Consider the following 16,648-nt stretch of genomic DNA (forward strand, 5'->3'; position numbering starts at 1 on the left):
CCTGCAAATGGAATGACATATATGATCCACCAGATGGTCATTAGCCGGTTTCCTTAAGGGAAGCCGGCTTTTGTCCCTGTCTGACATTGGGCATCAATAATGGCGGATGGTGTTTTTACCCAGTCAGGCAGGGAATAACAATACATAGAGCAATACAGCCAAAGCGAGTCCAATCACCAGTAGCATCATGGTCAGAAAACGAATTAATCCGGTTGACGCCTGATACGTTTGCTCATTGATTTGTGTACGCTTCCGATGATAGGCTGTTGCCGAACACACAATGATGGATATGCCGCCAATCAGGGAAGTGATACCTGTAATAATGGCGGCAATATGTGCAAGACGATCATACGCTGAGGAGTTAAAGCCAAATCCGGCAGCAAGAAAGCCGATGCCCGCCATGGCAATGCCGGTGCGAACCCAGGCTAGAAAGGTTCGTTCGTTAGCCAGATGCTGCTGAACATATTTGGAGTCGATCGTGGCGATGTCCTTGTCAGCTAAAGAAATATGAATCCCCCCGTTCATCAGATATACGGCTTCATTTTCATTATATCTCTTATCGTAAGACCTAGAAAGGACGGTTGAATGTATGTCTCGCAGAGAACGAATTACAGAAATCGAGAGCTTAAGGGGACTGGCCTTTGCAGCGGTGGTTCTTCAGCATTCCATCGCACACTACTCTCTGGTACCGGAAACGAAACTGGAGGATGGCGTGTTATTGGCTATACTGCTGATGCTCTCCAAATTTGCAGTTCCTTTGTTCATCTTTATAACAGGGTTGGTACTTTTTTATAATACGGGGGACAAGCTGCATTACGGCAAGTTTATGAGAAAAAGAGTAACTGACGTCATCGTACCTTATCTCATCTGGTCACTCATTTACTTTACACTTGCACCGCGAGGCTGGACGGGATTTGGATGGAATGACATTCCAGACTTAGGCTTGAAGCTGATTACTGGCAAAACAACTTCACACTTTTGGTACATTATTATGCTGATTCAGTTTTATCTGTTATTTCCGCTCTTCTTGCGAGCCATTCGTTATGTATATAACCGCTACGAAGCCAAGGGGCGTATGATCGCTCTGCTTATTTCGGGCGTAGTGTATCTAGTTCTCGCAGATCAATTAGGCAACATTGCCAAATTCATGGGCTGGCTGAATATTCCGGTACTGACAGATGCGTTTACAACGTATGCAGACCGCAATTTCCTCTATTTCTTTATTTATTTTGTACTTGGTGCGGCCGCGGGCTTATCCGTCCAGTACTGGAATGAATGGATTCATCGGTTACGCTGGGTATATTGGACGGTGTTTATCGTGCTGGGGCTTCGGTTTACATATCTATTAATGCTGGAGTTTCAGAAGCCGGAGGGAATCAAAATTACATTCTACACGGTCAGCCTGATCCGGCCTGATATGGCGCTCTTTCTGATTGCTTCGATCATGGTCATGTACCAGCTGGCCGGCAAACTGCATAACCTTAGGGTTACACGATTGCTGGGATGGATTGGTGGTGTATCGTATGGCGGATATCTGATGCATATGTTGATGCTGCGGTATAGCTACATTCCAGATGAGCTGTTTTATGTTTCGATGGGCTGGAACCCTGTCGTCCGAATGATCATTACCTGGTTGTTGGCTCTAACATTATCCTGTGTACTGACATGGCTTATCTCTCGCGTAAGCTGGGGCAAATGGATTGTGGGAACCGTACCGAAATCTATCCGCAATAAATGAATCCAGCAATATATGAAAAAATCATAATAGATGACCACAGCCGCACAGGAGTGTACGGGCGTTCGGAAGTATAGACAAATTGAACCGTATCGATCTAAATCCAACCTTGATTGAAGCAGCTAAAGGTATTATGAATTTGATTCTTTTGAATAAAAATTAAAATTTCATTACATGAAAAATTCACAATAGAAAACCTTTTTCCGTGCTTCCCTCAGGTTAACGCGTATTCACACGATTTCTTGCTCTCCCTCCTTGAAGATGGATAAAGGGGAGGCAAAGCGGAGAAAGATGGCAGAACCCGAACATAAGTTTTATAATACTAGATATATAGGTTCTGACAGGAGGGGAATGAACGTGGCTTTTATGATTGCACAGCGGGCATTTATTAAGCTGTATCTGATTACGATGGTTGAACAGCACAGGGGGTATGGTTACGAGATGCTGGAGGCGATGAAGCAGGAATTCAAAGACTACGGTTATGTACCACCCCAGAGCGAGGTATATCGGGCACTGCATGAATTGGTACAGCAAGGTGTTTTTTATCGCACGAAGAAGCTGAAGGGTAACGATCCGAAGGTCGATTTTCAGGAAATCGTTTTATATCATTTTACGGATGATGGTGCGGAGAAAGCCGAATTATACAAGAAACAGGTCAAAACAGATCTGGATCGTTGTTTAGGCATGTTACACAAGGCAGAAGAGGACAATTACGGTACGAAAGGAAGATGAGCATGAATAGACAGTTACAGTGGGGTGTACTCGGTACGTCAACCATTGCCAAAAATGCAGTCATTCCGGCGATCCAGCAGTCCGAACGTGGTGAGGTGCTGGCGATTGCCAGCCGTAGCAAGGAAAAGGCGGAAACCCTTGCCGAAGAACTCGGCATTGCCAGATCGTATGGAAGTTACGAAGAACTCATCGCTGATCCGGACATCGAAGCCGTCTATATTCCTTTGCCTAACCATATGCACAAAGAATGGACCATCAAAGCTGCGCAGGCTGGAAAACACGTGTTGTGCGAGAAACCAGCAGCCCTGAATGCAGATGAATCCGCAGAAATGATAGAGGCATGTCAGCAGCATGGCGTTCTTTTTGCAGAAGCGATAATGTATCGATATCATCCCAAGCACAGACGTGTGCAAGAGATTATAGCCAGTGGAGAGATTGGCATCGTCAGAGCTATCCATGGCAACTTTACCTGTAATACTGCTGATGATAAGGAGAATGTAAGGTTCAAAAGAGAGATGGGCGGCGGATCATTATTCGATCTAGGCGTTTATCCAATCTCGGCAGCCCGGATGTATCTGGGACAGGAACCGGAAGCAGTGACGGTACACGCGCTATTCTCGGACGAGCATGATGGCGTCGATATGATGGCATCGGGACTAATAGAATTTCCGAATTCGGTAGCGTTAACTTTTGACTGTGGCATGTGGGCTTCAGGACGAGCGGAGATGGAGATTCTCGGGACGGAAGGGCGAATTGAACTGCCAAAAGTATTTGGCTGGGAGAACAGTGATATTCCGCCTCAGATTATTGTGCACACGGATTCGGTCAGTCGTGAGGAACGTGTATCGGTATCGAATTCCTATGTGCTTCAGGTAGAGACGTTCGCAGCGGCTGCACTTGAAGGAGAGGCTTTGCCTTTCAGTCCGGAAAATACCATTCAGAACATGCGTGTCATTGATGCGTGCCTGGAATCGGCGCGAACTCGTCAACGTGTGCAGCTGATCGAATAGTTTAGGTCAAGTCAGTTAAACATACTAGAAAATGCAGACTCCATCTTCAGGGATGAGAGTCTTTTTTTTCTGTCTTAAAATGTAACAATTATAATATTTTACAATTAAAACATCTTGATTTGATATTTCTACCAAATTGATGTGATATAAATAGTCATGAGATGACTTGTTTACTATAATCTAGCAGAACGTACAGCAAGACAGTTGCAGCTAGCAAAACGCATATCGTGGCAACGTTCATCTACTATGAGGATCGGGAGGCAGGATTGATGAAAAAATTACTATCAACCGCACTACTGGCTTTGTTGTTAACGTTCGTTTTCCTCGCAGGTTCACAGTTCACCCCAGCCCCACAGCAGAAGGCATCTGCTGCAACATGTACCATTATCAATACGTTTACGGGGGTAGCAAACTATCTGAGTGCAAACGGAACGTTGCCATGTAACTTTATTACCAAATCACAGGCAACAGGACTCGGCTGGGTAGCTTCAAAAGGAAATTTGGCTGTCGTCGCTCCTGGGAAAAGCATCGGCGGAGACACATTCGGCAATCGGGAGGGGCTTCTGCCAGCAGCGAGCGGACGGACATGGCGCGAAGCGGATATCAACTATACTTCCGGCTTCCGTAATTCGGATCGGATTGTGTATTCCAATGATGGACTCATCTACAAAACGACAGATCATTATGCATCATTTACACGCTTAAAATAGAGGAAGGGGCAGTCATGAATATTGTGATTCTGGATGGAGTAGACTTTGCGAGTAGTGCTGAACTTCATCTGCAATTAAAGGATAAGCTAGCTCTGCCGGATTTTTATGGCGGTAATCTCGATGCATTGTGGGATTGCCTGACGAGTACGATTGAACTTCCACTTGAGTTGAAATGGACCAACTACCGAATCAGCGAAGAACGCCTGGGAAATGAAGCAGACCGGGTACGTGATTTAATGTTGGAGGTACAGGCTGAGCAGTCTGGATTTCATTTAAGTGTTGAGAAGTAGGCAGAAAATGAAGGCAGTTCAAATACGATCAGCCCAACCTAACAGACCACATATGGTCTGTTTTTTTGTGTTATAGGGGATTGTTCAAAAAGGTTGTTCAAAATGTCTTTGATGTTGATTACGAATCAACTGAAAGAAGAGCGAGTTTTTTACTTTACGTACTTGTCGTTAAAATTATTTTCACGGAGGTATTGATTTCTGCATAATGTACGTTAAAATAAAATTAACATGAAAAATATTTTAACGTTAGGGAGTGGGAAGACATGATCGATAGCACAGCTGTTGGCAAGCAAGGCATAGGGGAATTAATACGAATCAGGCCCTATATGCAATTTATGCTCAGTAGAGTTGTATCCAGATTTGGTGATTCCATTGATTCGATTGCATACAGCTGGATGGTGTACATTCTGACCGGTTCGAAAGTGTTGATGGGTACGTTGCTGGCGGTGAATTTCTTACCTAATATCCTTCTGGGTCTGTTCGCCGGTGCTTTGGTTGATCGCATGTCTCCCAAAAAAGTGATTGTGATCACCAATACGGGTCGCGGGTTATTCGTGGGTATTACAGCTCTGTTGTTCGGGTTGGGCCAACTCGAAGTGTGGCATTTATTTGTCATCACGATTCTGAATTCTTTGCTGGAATGCTTCACTACTCCTGCGGAAGTGTCCAGTGTCCCCAGATTGCTTCCCCAATCGATGCTACTCTCCGGTAACGCCATGTCGTCTTCCGCAACCAGAGTGGCCGAACTCGCAGGACTTGCAGTGGCGGGTGCACTCATTGCTTCAATAGGTATTGCCTGGACGATCCTGATTGATGCTGGGTTGTTTGCGCTAAGTGCTTTAATTATGAGCCGAGTAGGCTACCCTAGAGTATCAACATCTGCTAACAATGATAATAAAACATCAACTGAAATGCATTCTCTTCAATCCGAAAAAAGTAGTATATTCTCCGAAATGGCAGAAGCCTTTCATTTTCTCCGTAAACACGCCTTATTATTAATCGTCTCCATCCTGTTTGCTTTCGTTAATTTCTGCCTGATGCCGTTTAATGTTCTCCGTACACCGTATGTCATTGAAACGCTGCATGCTGGCGCTTGGGGATTAAGTCTGCTCAGTGGGCTGATGGTGGGAGGCATGTTGCTTAGTGGTGTGTGGTTAACGCAAAGGGGAGCAAATTACCGTAAAAGTGTGCTGGTCATCAGTGGTATTGTCATGCTAGGTCTCAGTTATGCCATGACGGCACTCCCGGCTTATATGACGACCTTCCAACTGCCGGTTGCGGCGGCCTTTTGTCTACTGATGGGAATGGGGATTCCTCTGGCTACAACACCGCTGGCTACCTATCTTATGGAAGTGACGCCTTCCGAGATGCTTGGCAGAGTGTATGCCCTCCAGAGTATGCTTGTCTTGAGTGTCGCACCACTTGGGAGCCTGGTTTCGGGAGCACTTGCAGATTGGATGACCATGCCTGTTCTGTTTATCGTCTTCGGTATTATGCTTGCCATGTCAGCAGGTATGCTGTTATTTAGCAAAAGTTTTCGAACTGCCCTGTAAAGTACATTCAGAGGCGATCATTTTCCGGTTTTATACAGCATGTCATCTCCGTCTTGTTTTGACCGAAGCCCTGACACAGCGGTATAATAGAGACATCGATGGGCAACAGGTACCCCGGAAATGAGGATACAGGGATGCAGCACAAAGTTCTATCCACAATTGAAGAAATTAAAATCTACTCCGATCCGTATCGGATACAGATTATGAATATGTTTAACAAACAGGGCAGACCATCCACAGTCAAAGAGATCGCCGATCAGATGGGTGAGGTACCAGCCAAAGTGCATTATCATGTGAAAAAGTTGGAGAAAATCGGTCTGCTCACCATCGTTTCCACGCGGGAGATTAATGGGATTATTGCAAAATACTACGAACCGTTTACCGGAGAGATCCATCTTCGTCACGAAGATGAAGACAAGGAAAACTCACCATTGAAACAGGTATTTCGCTCTGAAACGCTCAAACTGTTAAATGAGATGTTTGAACAAAGTCGTCAGCGATTCATGCATCAGGCGGAAAACGAAGATCGGATGTTTCTCTCGGACATCACGCTCTATGCAAACCGTGAGGAAGTAGAGCAATTATATAAGAACATCATAAAGCTCTGTGAACCCTATACAACAAAAGAGAATCAGCAAGGGGAGCATGAGGTCTTTCAGTTATTCTCTGCCCTCTCTAAACCGTTAGAGAAAATACCTGTGTCTAAGACAGATGCAAAAGAGAAAAAGAAAGCTACGACCGGTAAGGGCAAATCAACTTCGAAAACGTCCCGATCTGTTTCTAAACGGCAGGAATCTGCATCACCGGGTAGTGAGTCGGAAGAATAACGGGCGGAATAGTGTTCAGCGTTATCGCTGGAAACATGCAACGGCAAACATGGCAGACCACATTCGAGAAAACTAGAAAAAGCCGCCATTGGCGGCTTTTAATGCGTGATAAGACAGGATAACGGTGGTGTATCCTATTGAATCAGTTTTAATTTTGACGCATAACCGTTACAGTCTATAACCACATTACATGTTCTCATCGTAGTCCTTTACATCACGTTTGGCTGCAGTAGCGGGGGAGTTGGATGTACCATATTCTTCGACCGCTTCCCAGGCATCTGCATTGTCGAACTTGCCGGCGTTACGTTGTCTTCCTTCTCCAGCGCCACTTGGAGGCATGGTCATGACCTCTTCTTCAACGGGCCGATCGTTGCTGATCTCCCGGTTAGGCGTGTCATCAATACAGTATGCAGTATATGGGATAGCCTCAAGTCGTTCGAAGGGAATATCTTCTCCGCACGTTACACAAGTTCCGTATGTACCTTGTTCCATACGTTCCAATGCGTCGTTCACTTGATTGAATTCGTCTGTTAATGTATCGTCGATCGCCAAATCACGGCTGCGTTCAAATGTTTCCGTACCGGCATCTGCAGGGTGATTATCGTATGAGGACAGCTCACCGGTTGAATCTTTCAGCGACTGGGCCGGAGCACCGTCTTCCATGCTGGATTCAAAATGACGCTGCAAATTTTCGCGTTGCTCCAAAAGGGCGTTTTTCAGTTCTTGACGTTGATCTTTGGTTAAAGTACTCATAAGGACATGCTCCTTTCCCGTTGTGGGGTGTATGTGTCCTTACCCGAATCGGATGAAAAGCAATCATTTTCGTGAGGAATAGGGTCGTATCATTTTATATCTGACGGATTATGTGTTATAAAAAATAGAGAGAGAAAATGCCGTATGTTTTTCACTGGAAAAATGAACCACGGCTTGGCTTATAATGGAGGTTGTCAATATGGATGAACATATGAAACGAAGATTGGATAAACAAAGACAATTGTTCAAACAATTGGGTGTACAGCTAGATGCATTATCGATTCATGAAAAACAATTTAATTATAAACTTCGTGGTTATGATCCGGATGAGGTAGACGCCTATCTTGACCTGGTCATCAAAGATTACGAACGTTTCTATGCCAATATTGCAGATCTGATGGACAAATGGCAAGAGCAGCAGTTAACGATCCGCGATCTTAAGTCATCCGCGAAACCGGTGGAAGATCCGACCAAGATTGATCGCAAACAGCTGGATGATATTGTGAAACAACTGGAATACAGTGTGCGACAACTCAAGATCAGAGCACGTCCCGAACAGGATCTGTTCTCTGAATGATGTCAGCATGTCTAGGATGATCTTTAAAATGTTCAAAAAAGGTGGTTAATCATGAGTACTCATTTTTCGGTCAGTGTGCATTGTTTGTTGTTATTGTCACTCAGCGCGCCTGAACGAATCACGTCTGCACATATTGCAGGTAGCGTGAATACCAACCCTGTGGTCGTGAGACGGATTCTGGGCGGGCTGAAAAAGGCAGGATTGGTGAATTCCTCTCCTGGAACAAGAGGCTTCTATCTGGCGAAGCCATCAAGTGAAATTACATTAGCGATGATCTATCAGGCAGCCAAGGATGAAGGTCCACTGTTTCCGATTCACGGCAATTGTAACCCGGATTGTGAGGTGGGCTTGCATATAGACAGCCTGCTAACCAATCTGTATCAGGTTGCCGAGGCCAAGGTGGAGCAGTTCTTTGCATCCATTACGCTCGAAGATATGGAACGATCCAGTTCCCAGATGTTAGCTGTCCCATCGCAGACAGAGTAGATTGCAACAAAGAAAAAAGTGAATGTTCAAAAAGGGTGGTTTTCAGTACCGAGCAGATGGGATGAAGCTAGAAATGGAGTAGCGGAGCGTAGGAAACTACGTGAGCAACGGACATTTCGGCTGAATTCCATATTCGATGCTGCGATGCCGTTAGGCATCCTTCGTAATCAAAAGCGGACTTTTTGAACGACCTCTTAAAGGAAAGGTGGGTTGTTATATGAAAATTGTTGTCATCTCCGACACGCATTGTTCACGAAAATCACGCAAGTTACCAACTCAACTCCTTGATGTATTGCCGAGTGCAGATCTCATTCTTCATGCCGGTGACTGGTCGGATTGGAGTGTACATCCATTACTTAGTGAGTATGCACCAGTTGAAGGAGTAGCAGGTAATACGGACCCGTCCGAAATCGCTGAAAAACTGGGATATTCCCGTATTGTTGAAGTGGAAGGACTTCGTCTGGGTCTTGTGCACGGCCATCTAGGGTCGAAGGGTACAGAGCAGAATGCAATTCATACCTTTGCAGGCCAACATGTGGATGCTGTGATCTACGGACACTCACACATTCCGGTGATGCATACCGTGGACAATACACTGGTATTTAATCCTGGGTCGCCTACGGATCGGCGTTTTCAGAAGCAATATTCATTCGGCATCATGACGATAGATCAGGGGAAAATAAAGGCTGAACACGTGTTCTTTGACCGGGATTAGAGAGAGAGGCACGGGTTGCAAATTGTACGAGTACAAGAACCAGCTACTGAAATTGCGCCTGGATAACTGATAGGGCCCTTTTTCCTCAAACATCCTATATAAAATTATTGTACAAGGCATCTTTGAACAGAATTGAATCTGTTCCAAGGATGTCTTTTTTGATTTGAGAACATATCATCCTCTTGGGAAGTTATCTCTGAATGGGGAATGTGCCCTGTTCGTTATCTGTCATTCATCTGTTGGCGTTTCCCTCTATGGCGACGTTCAGTGGAGTGATACAATGCCTTTACGACATAAAATGAATACGTTTACATAAGGAGATGGATCATGATGAAACTGTCTGTATTCACCGTGGCAACCCCTGATCTGAATGCAGAAGAATTGGCATTGGCAGCGGCAGCAGCAGGGATCGATGGAATTGAGTGGAGATTCCACGGCATTCCTGAAGATGCGATATCCGAGGAGCCTTCTTACTGGAGAAATAATCGATGTTCGGTAGATCCGAGCCGCTGGCAGGAACAGATTCCAGTTTTCGGTGAAGCTGCAGTAGGGCAAGGTAGAACATCCATTGCATTGGTGCCGTATCTGAACTGTGGAGATTTGTCTGCAACCGAGCAGGCGTTTCAGGCTGCGGCTGGATTAGGAGCATCAATGATGCGTGTGGGTGTTCCGGGATATGATCGCAAGACCAACTATCCTGAATTGTATCGTAAAGCCGTTCAATACCTGAGTGAAGTACAGGAGCTGGCTAAACAGTACAACATCAAGGCCCTCGTAGAAACGCATCATCAGACCATTGCACCAACGGCATCGCTGGCCTATCGACTTGTGCAATCGCTGGACCCGCAGCATGTGGGTGTATTATACGATCCAGGCAATATGGTGCATGAAGGATATGAGAATCACCGGATGGGACTTGAGTTGCTAGGTCCGTATCTGGCTCATGTGCATGTGAAGAATGCCGGGTGGTTTGAAGCAGAAGCGAATGATTCGCAAGAGGCTAATGTGACTGAGAAGAGCAGCGGAGTGGCTCTGAATACAACCTGGAAATGTCACTGGACTCCTTTGACTGAAGGCATGGTCGATTGGGTACAGATGGTACGGGATCTTCGTGCCGTCGGGTATGACGGATATTACGGAATAGAGGACTTTAGTGGTGCCTTGGAATCCAAGGCGATGTTACAGCATTTTGCAGACGTTTTCGCCGAAATTGAGCGTCGTGTGGACGAGGAGGAGCAGTCATGAGTATCGTGCGAGTAGCGGTGATTGGTATAGGAAACATGGGAGCAGCACATGCCAGAACGTTGGTTGCCGGAGAGGTACCCGGTGCAGAGCTGGTCGCCGTATGTGATGTAAGAAGAGAGATGGAGAGCTGGGTATCCAGTCATCTTCCAGCAACGGTAACCTATTGGCAGGATGCTGAGCAGATGATGGCTTCGGGTACGATTGATGCAGTCATTATTGCAACGCCGCACTATGATCATCCGGAACAGGCCATTCAGGCGTTCCAGCATGGCTTGCATGTCATGATCGAGAAGCCAGCCGGCGTGTATACGAAGCAGGTACGCAAGATGAATGAAGCGGCCGCAGCGAGCGGTAAAGTCTTTTCCATGATGTACAACCAGCGGACCAACCCACTCTACATTAAACTGAGAGATTTAATTGCTTCGGGGGAACTGGGAGAGGTACGGCGTACCAACTGGATTATTACAAACTGGTACCGATCCCAGAGTTACTATGATTCCGGCGGCTGGCGGGCAACTTGGGCAGGTGAAGGCGGCGGTGTGCTGATTAACCAGGACCCGCATCAACTGGACTTGTGGCAGTGGACCATTGGCATGATGCCGGTACGCATGCGTGCTTTCTGTTCGTTTGGCAAGTATCGGAACATTGAAGTGGAAGATGATGTAACCGCTTATGTGGAGTATGAAAATGGAGCAACAGGTGTCTTTGTAACGACTACTGGCGAAGCACCAGGTACGAACCGATTCGAGGTCAACGGAGACCGAGGTAAAATCGTGATCGAAGACGGAAAACTTACGTTCTGGCGACTTCGGGAATCTGAACCTGAATTCAATCAGCGGTTTACCGGAGGTTTTGGACAGCCAGAATGTTGGAAATGTGAAATCCCGATTACAGGTGTTGAAACGGGGCACCCGGGTCTGATTCGCAACTGGGTTGATGCGATTCGTACAGGCGCACCACTCATTGCTCCCGGTGAGGATGGTATACACGGATTAACATTGTCGAACGCGATGCTGCTGTCTACTTGGACGGATAATTGGGTCGATCTGCCGATCGATGAGGATCTGTTCTACGAGCATCTGCAGGAACGCATTGCTGGTTCAACGACGAAGAAAGACAAGGCATTCAGTGGCAGTCAACCTGCTGATCTGAGTCAGACGTTTAAATAAAGAAGATATATAAGACGAATTCATTTTATTGAAAATTTTATAATGGGGATGGGATGACATGGCTAAAGACGGGATGTTCTATGCACCAAAAAGTGTAACAAAAGAGGTCGTATGTGGTCCGGGTGAGTTCACGATTGCTGCTGTTGCGCTGGATCATGGGCATGTCTACGGCATGGTTGGGGGATTGTTGGAGGCCGGGGCTACCCTCAAATGGGTATATGATCCGGACCCGGCGAAGGTAGAGGCATTTCGGAAGCAGTTCCCACAGGCTCAAGTCGCAGCATCCGAAGCGGAAGTACTAGCAGATGATGAGGTGTTATTGGTGGCAAGTGCAGCAATCACTTCAGATCGTGCACCGCTGGGTATGAGAGTATTGGCCGCAGGCAAGGATTATTTTACAGACAAAGCCCCGTTCACCACGCTGGAGCAATTAAAGCTTGCACGAGAAGAAGTGATGCGAACAGGCAAGAAGTACATGGTGTATTACAGTGAACGACTGCATGTAGAAAGTGCGATCTATGCGGGGCAGCTCATTGAACAAGGGGCAATCGGCAAAGTAGTGCAAGTTATGGGTACAGGCCCGCATCGATTGAATGCGGGTGGACGACCGGAATGGTTCTTCAAGCATGAGCAGTATGGCGGCATTCTCTGTGATATCGGGAGTCACCAGATCGAACAATTTCTGACCTTTGCATCATGTACGGACGCTGAGGTTGGGTTCAGTCGTGTGCATAACTTCAATCACCCACAGTTCCCGGAACTGGAAGACTTCGGCGAAGCTTCGCTGATCGGGGACAACGGAGCTTCCGGTTACTTCCGAGTGGACTGGTTCACACCGGATGGTCTGGGCACATGGGGCGATGGGCGTACAGTAATTCTGGGAACGGACGGTTATATCGAGCTGCGGAAGTATATTGATGTTGCGAGAGAACCGGAAGGTGATCAGGTCTATCTGGTAAACCATGAAGGCGAGTTTCGCTACAGTGTGAAGGGCAAAGTCGGTTATCCGTTCTTCGGTCAGCTCATTCGTGACTGTCTGGATCGAACCGAGACAGCCATGACGCAGGAACATGCCTTCAAAGCGGCAGAACTCTGTCTGATTGCACAGCATAAAGCGATGAGCGAGCGTGTGGTCTGGAGTAGCGTGGCGAAGTAAATATTTTCGTGAAGGAGCGCAAGGGGAGAAAAGTTTGATCACTGAAGGTTATAGGCGATTCTTCTATTGTTGAGTGTGGAAAGAGCAGCCCAGGTGTGAACTGCATCCTACGTGTTAGTTATATAGCTAACATATAGGACAGTTTACTCGGGCTGCTTTTTTGAGTACGTTCGTGACTTCGCAGATGAATTAATATGGGTTATATTATATGTAGATATTCGTTAAAAAGAGAGGTATTTTCGAAGTTCGTAGATATCATGTTATACGACAATTCGGGAAAGTTGGTGAAGAACCATTTATCAGATATTTCAAAAGGAGTTTCAAAATGCGATATTTGAAGATGACGTTTATCTTCGTCCAGTCATCACCAAAGAGACCGGTGAAGACTTAATCGTTGAGTTCCATGTTTTTTTATATTTTACCGATTTGATCATTCAAAAATGGGAAGTTGAATTTAAACAAGTTAGAGATTATAAAATTACTTTAGATTTTATTGAAGATATAGAACTGGAGACTAATCATCCATTATTACTCGAATATCTTGAACCAACGACTGAATTATATTTCAAAGGGGTATCAAATGAAGTTTTTAAAGTCATTGGAGAACTATTAATTGAACATCAAAAAGTGACAGACAAATGGATTGAATTTCAACATTTTATGAATGGATCACTTGAATGGCTCCTAAACCAACAACAGGGACTTCTGGCCAAAGGACCAGAGACAATTATTAAAACATACAAGGAAGTGCTAGAAAGGAATCATCTTAATCCAAACATACTACAACTCAAATCAGATCATGAAGAATTAAAAGTAGCAATATTAGGAAAGTCATTTGTCATATGTAAGGACTTAGGATTCAAGAAAATTTTGTAGTGTAATCGTGGTAGTCCGAAGCGTCGTATAACAATATATTCACGCAGTGTGGCATTCGCCCCCTTGGTCTGACTGGAGATTTAGCAGGAAGCGCATGCAGTCAGACAACCCTGCAAACCTAAGTCTTCGACCCACTCCCTGCCGTCGTTTAAGGCTTTCGGGTTCGTGAATACAAGAACGTTATAGGAAATCCATGTAAAGTCAACTCAGGAGGGATTAAAGAAGATGAACAAGAAACTATTAGATCAGTTTGAAAATTTCAATGAATTTGTAAAATCAATTGATGATATGACTTGGCAAAAGCTGATCTCTCCTGGAAAATGGACTGTGAAGGAAGTCGTGGCCCATCTATGGAATTGGGATACGTATACTTTGAATACGATGCTCCCACACATAAAAGATCAAGTGAGACTTCCAGAGTTCGTCGATCATGATACTCATAATGTAAAAGCGATAGAGAAGGCAAAGGAATTTACAGACAGAGAAAGTATGATTAAAACCTTTATCGAAACTCGAACTCATTTAGTCAACCAATTCCATAAGGTAGATCATTCAGAAATTCGATTTTTTATAGGAAATGATAAACGGCCTTATACCTATGAAAGATATCTGAAAATATTCGTACATCATGATGAACATCATAAGAAACAAATAGAAAACCTATTAGGGTGAGGTGATTCATAGAAGACATGGACATCCTATAACATCATATTCACGCAGCGGGCAAACGCCCTTGGTCCGGCGTTTGCCGGACACTCGACATGCGTCAAGTCGCGAATACAGGAACGTTAGATGAAATCATTGCAGAATGTAAAAACTCTTATTAGTATTTATTGAATACATACAGTAGAAAGTAGGGATTTAATTTTGTATGGAGTAGTTCTTTATTTTGATTCACAAACAGAAAGGATTATTAAAACGCTTTGGAAGGAATTAAGTGATAATGGTATATCTAACTACGCATATGAGATTGAGAATAGAAAACCACATATAACACTAGCGGATTATTCAGAGCTAAAGGTATCTGAGTATAAAGGTTTGTTTGATTGTTATTATAAATCGGTTCCAAGAATGTATCTTAGCTACAATACATTAGGAAGTTTTATGAACAGCGGAGCTTTGTTTTTATCTCCGAATCCGACAAAGGAACTTATAGACTTTCACTCTAATTATCATAACCACTTCAAGAAATATAATGCTTTTTCCAATATGATGTATCACCCTGAAAGATGGATACCCCATTGTACGATTGCCAACCACTTAGACGATCAAAAACTTTTAGAAGCATTACATTTCACTACAAAAAGATTAGAGAGTATGCAGACTGAAGTACAAGAAATATCATTGATCAAAATCATACATCAGAATAATAAAAGAGTGATTGAAACAGTAATTAGTAAGGCACTTTTATAAGACATTTGTAAGATAATCGGTGCAGGCAATGATATCATCTAACATATTATTCACGCTGCGGGCATGCGCTCTTGGTCCGGCATACGCCGGACACCCGACATGCGTCGGGTCGTGAATACAGGAATGTTATCCGAAAGATACTGTAAATATAACTAGGGGGAAGATGCGATGAAGATAGAAGAAAAGTTGATTGAAAGATTTAATTCATTAATCCATTCAGGTCAAAGAGTACTATCTACTAGATCATACAATGAATTTGGTGATGATCAAGTAGATCAAGAATTAGCAGTACAATGGCTTTCAAGTACTGAGAATTTAATCCAAAGATTATTTGGATTAAATAGTGTGCATTTAAAACGGATTGAGAGCATTGTTGGACCTCATACATATTTATCTTATGATCCGTCTTCATAGATACTTGGAGTTCTTAAATCGGCTAAAGAGGATTATGAATTTGGTATGATGCTAGATTTAAAAAAAATCATCGAAGCAGAAATCTTTGATGATTTCTTGGAACAAGCAGAATACTTGTTGAATAATGGATATTTTCAACCGGCAGCGGTAATTACAGGTTGTGTACTTGAGGATGCTTTAAGAAAGTTATGTTTGAAAGCTGAAATAGAAATAGGTGATAGACCTAAATTAGATAAGATGAACGCTGATCTAGCCAAGAATGAAATTTATAATAAACTAACTCAAAAACAAATTACTGCTTGGGCTGACTTGAGAAATAAAGCAACTCACGGTCATTGGGATACTTTTAATCAAGATGATGTAAAATTCTTCATTCAAGGATTGCGTTCATTTATGATTAATAACTTTGATTGATTAGACGAAGAAGTCAGTATCCATCGGATAATATTCACGCTGCGGACATGCGTCCTGGGTCCGCCATTCGCCGGACACTCGACATGCGTCGAGTCGTTAATACAGGAACGTTATAGGGAATCAGCGGGGACCCTTAATAAAACTTGAAGAAGGTATAAAACAAATTATGGAGCAAATTAGTAAAGATGATTGGTACGCTTATCGCAGATATCCAGAGCCAGACGGAACAAGCTATTTACAGAAAGATTTAATGACTAAAGAGCAAGTTGAAAAATTATTTGATTTTTGTCAGATTCTCGAAGCCGTTATATACGATGTGGGTTGGGGTTTCTTGATCCAGTACTACGGATATGCATTGCTATATGAAATTAACAATAAGAGTGGATGGTTTGATTGTTCCGATCTAGAAGAATATAAGGAATATATAGAGGCTTATCGAAATGACATGAAGAGAAGTGAAGAGAGGAATTAATCTGAAATTTGAAGAGATAAGTAAGAGTGAGCGAATTCGATGAAGATACTGATATCCTATAACATAATATTCACAACTCAGCATACGCCCTTGATCCGGCA

Annotated in this window: 21 protein-coding genes; 19 read left to right on the top strand and 2 right to left on the bottom strand. The window is 44.1% G+C overall.

Going from position 1 to position 16,648, the window contains the following annotated elements:
* Positions 1-123: 123 nt before the first annotated feature.
* Positions 124-525, bottom strand: a complete 402-nt coding sequence (locus MKX75_RS11460; protein WP_076330727.1) for a DUF202 domain-containing protein — start codon at positions 523-525, stop codon at positions 124-126.
* Between the two features lie 64 nt (positions 526-589).
* On the opposite strand from MKX75_RS11460, the gene MKX75_RS11465 reads away from it, so the two are divergent.
* The 7 genes from MKX75_RS11465 to MKX75_RS11495 all read left to right on the top strand — a co-directional run bounded on the left by MKX75_RS11465 (position 590) and on the right by MKX75_RS11495 (position 6,857).
* A complete protein-coding gene (locus tag MKX75_RS11465) occupies positions 590-1,738 on the top strand; it encodes an acyltransferase (RefSeq protein WP_339169650.1) in 1,149 nt (382 codons plus the stop codon).
* Between the two features lie 354 nt (positions 1,739-2,092).
* Positions 2,093-2,467, top strand: coding sequence for a helix-turn-helix transcriptional regulator (locus tag MKX75_RS11470; protein ID WP_036609188.1), 375 nt, complete (start codon positions 2,093-2,095; stop codon positions 2,465-2,467).
* Between the two features lie 2 nt (positions 2,468-2,469).
* Positions 2,470-3,477: a Gfo/Idh/MocA family oxidoreductase gene (locus MKX75_RS11475; RefSeq protein ID WP_062833889.1), complete on the top strand. Its 1,008-nt coding sequence runs from the start codon at positions 2,470-2,472 to the stop codon at positions 3,475-3,477.
* Between the two features lie 269 nt (positions 3,478-3,746).
* Positions 3,747-4,187 (top strand): ribonuclease, encoded by a 441-nt coding sequence (locus MKX75_RS11480; protein ID WP_076330729.1) that lies wholly within the window; start codon positions 3,747-3,749, stop codon positions 4,185-4,187.
* Between the two features lie 14 nt (positions 4,188-4,201).
* On the top strand, positions 4,202-4,477 hold the full coding sequence (locus tag MKX75_RS11485; RefSeq protein ID WP_076330730.1) for a barstar family protein: 276 nt from the start codon (positions 4,202-4,204) through the stop codon (positions 4,475-4,477).
* 263 nt (positions 4,478-4,740) lie between these two features.
* Positions 4,741-6,030: an MFS transporter gene (locus MKX75_RS11490; protein WP_076330731.1), complete on the top strand. Its 1,290-nt coding sequence runs from the start codon at positions 4,741-4,743 to the stop codon at positions 6,028-6,030.
* Between the two features lie 134 nt (positions 6,031-6,164).
* Entirely contained in the window at positions 6,165-6,857 is a 693-nt protein-coding gene (locus MKX75_RS11495; RefSeq protein ID WP_076330732.1) for a helix-turn-helix domain-containing protein, read from the top strand.
* A gap of 186 nt (positions 6,858-7,043) precedes the next feature.
* Here the strand turns inward: MKX75_RS11495 and MKX75_RS11500 are convergent, their stop codons facing one another.
* Positions 7,044-7,610 (bottom strand): TraR/DksA C4-type zinc finger protein, encoded by a 567-nt coding sequence (locus tag MKX75_RS11500; protein ID WP_062833894.1) that lies wholly within the window; start codon positions 7,608-7,610, stop codon positions 7,044-7,046.
* Positions 7,611-7,809: 199 nt separating this feature from the next.
* On the opposite strand from MKX75_RS11500, the gene MKX75_RS11505 reads away from it, so the two are divergent.
* The 12 genes from MKX75_RS11505 (at position 7,810) to MKX75_RS11560 (ending at position 16,547) form a co-directional block, all read left to right on the top strand.
* Positions 7,810-8,187 (top strand): DivIVA domain-containing protein, encoded by a 378-nt coding sequence (locus MKX75_RS11505; protein WP_024630343.1) that lies wholly within the window; start codon positions 7,810-7,812, stop codon positions 8,185-8,187.
* A gap of 51 nt (positions 8,188-8,238) precedes the next feature.
* Positions 8,239-8,673 (top strand): Rrf2 family transcriptional regulator, encoded by a 435-nt coding sequence (locus MKX75_RS11510; RefSeq protein ID WP_076330733.1) that lies wholly within the window; start codon positions 8,239-8,241, stop codon positions 8,671-8,673.
* Positions 8,674-8,890: 217 nt separating this feature from the next.
* Entirely contained in the window at positions 8,891-9,388 is a 498-nt protein-coding gene (locus MKX75_RS11515; RefSeq protein WP_076330734.1) for a metallophosphoesterase, read from the top strand.
* A 330-nt stretch (positions 9,389-9,718) separates the two neighbouring features.
* Positions 9,719-10,633: a sugar phosphate isomerase/epimerase family protein gene (locus MKX75_RS11520; protein WP_339170433.1), complete on the top strand. Its 915-nt coding sequence runs from the start codon at positions 9,719-9,721 to the stop codon at positions 10,631-10,633.
* Entirely contained in the window at positions 10,630-11,802 is a 1,173-nt protein-coding gene (locus MKX75_RS11525; RefSeq protein ID WP_076330735.1) for a Gfo/Idh/MocA family oxidoreductase, read from the top strand. Before MKX75_RS11520 ends, MKX75_RS11525 begins: the two co-directional genes overlap by 4 nt.
* 58 nt (positions 11,803-11,860) lie before the next feature.
* The gene (locus MKX75_RS11530; protein ID WP_339169654.1) at positions 11,861-12,958 is read left to right on the top strand and encodes a Gfo/Idh/MocA family oxidoreductase; all 1,098 of its coding nucleotides are present in this window, start codon (positions 11,861-11,863) and stop codon (positions 12,956-12,958) included.
* A 426-nt stretch (positions 12,959-13,384) separates the two neighbouring features.
* Positions 13,385-13,834, top strand: a complete 450-nt coding sequence (locus tag MKX75_RS11535) for a hypothetical protein (protein WP_339169655.1) — start codon at positions 13,385-13,387, stop codon at positions 13,832-13,834.
* A gap of 225 nt (positions 13,835-14,059) precedes the next feature.
* Complete coding sequence (locus MKX75_RS11540) at positions 14,060-14,506, top strand: DinB family protein (RefSeq protein WP_339169656.1); 447 nt, start codon at positions 14,060-14,062, stop codon at positions 14,504-14,506.
* Between the two features lie 195 nt (positions 14,507-14,701).
* The gene (locus MKX75_RS11545) at positions 14,702-15,247 is read left to right on the top strand and encodes a 2'-5' RNA ligase family protein (RefSeq protein WP_339169658.1); all 546 of its coding nucleotides are present in this window, start codon (positions 14,702-14,704) and stop codon (positions 15,245-15,247) included.
* A 168-nt stretch (positions 15,248-15,415) separates the two neighbouring features.
* The gene (locus tag MKX75_RS11550; RefSeq protein ID WP_339169659.1) at positions 15,416-15,661 is read left to right on the top strand and encodes a hypothetical protein; all 246 of its coding nucleotides are present in this window, start codon (positions 15,416-15,418) and stop codon (positions 15,659-15,661) included.
* 45 nt (positions 15,662-15,706) lie between these two features.
* Positions 15,707-16,075, top strand: coding sequence for a hypothetical protein (locus MKX75_RS11555; protein ID WP_339169661.1), 369 nt, complete (start codon positions 15,707-15,709; stop codon positions 16,073-16,075).
* 166 nt (positions 16,076-16,241) lie between these two features.
* Positions 16,242-16,547, top strand: coding sequence for a hypothetical protein (locus MKX75_RS11560; protein ID WP_339169662.1), 306 nt, complete (start codon positions 16,242-16,244; stop codon positions 16,545-16,547).
* Positions 16,548-16,648: the final 101 nt, after the last annotated feature.

Origin of the sequence: Paenibacillus sp. FSL R5-0341 (assembly GCF_037975235.1) — a bacterium.
GTDB lineage: Bacteria > Bacillota > Bacilli > Paenibacillales > Paenibacillaceae > Paenibacillus > Paenibacillus amylolyticus_A.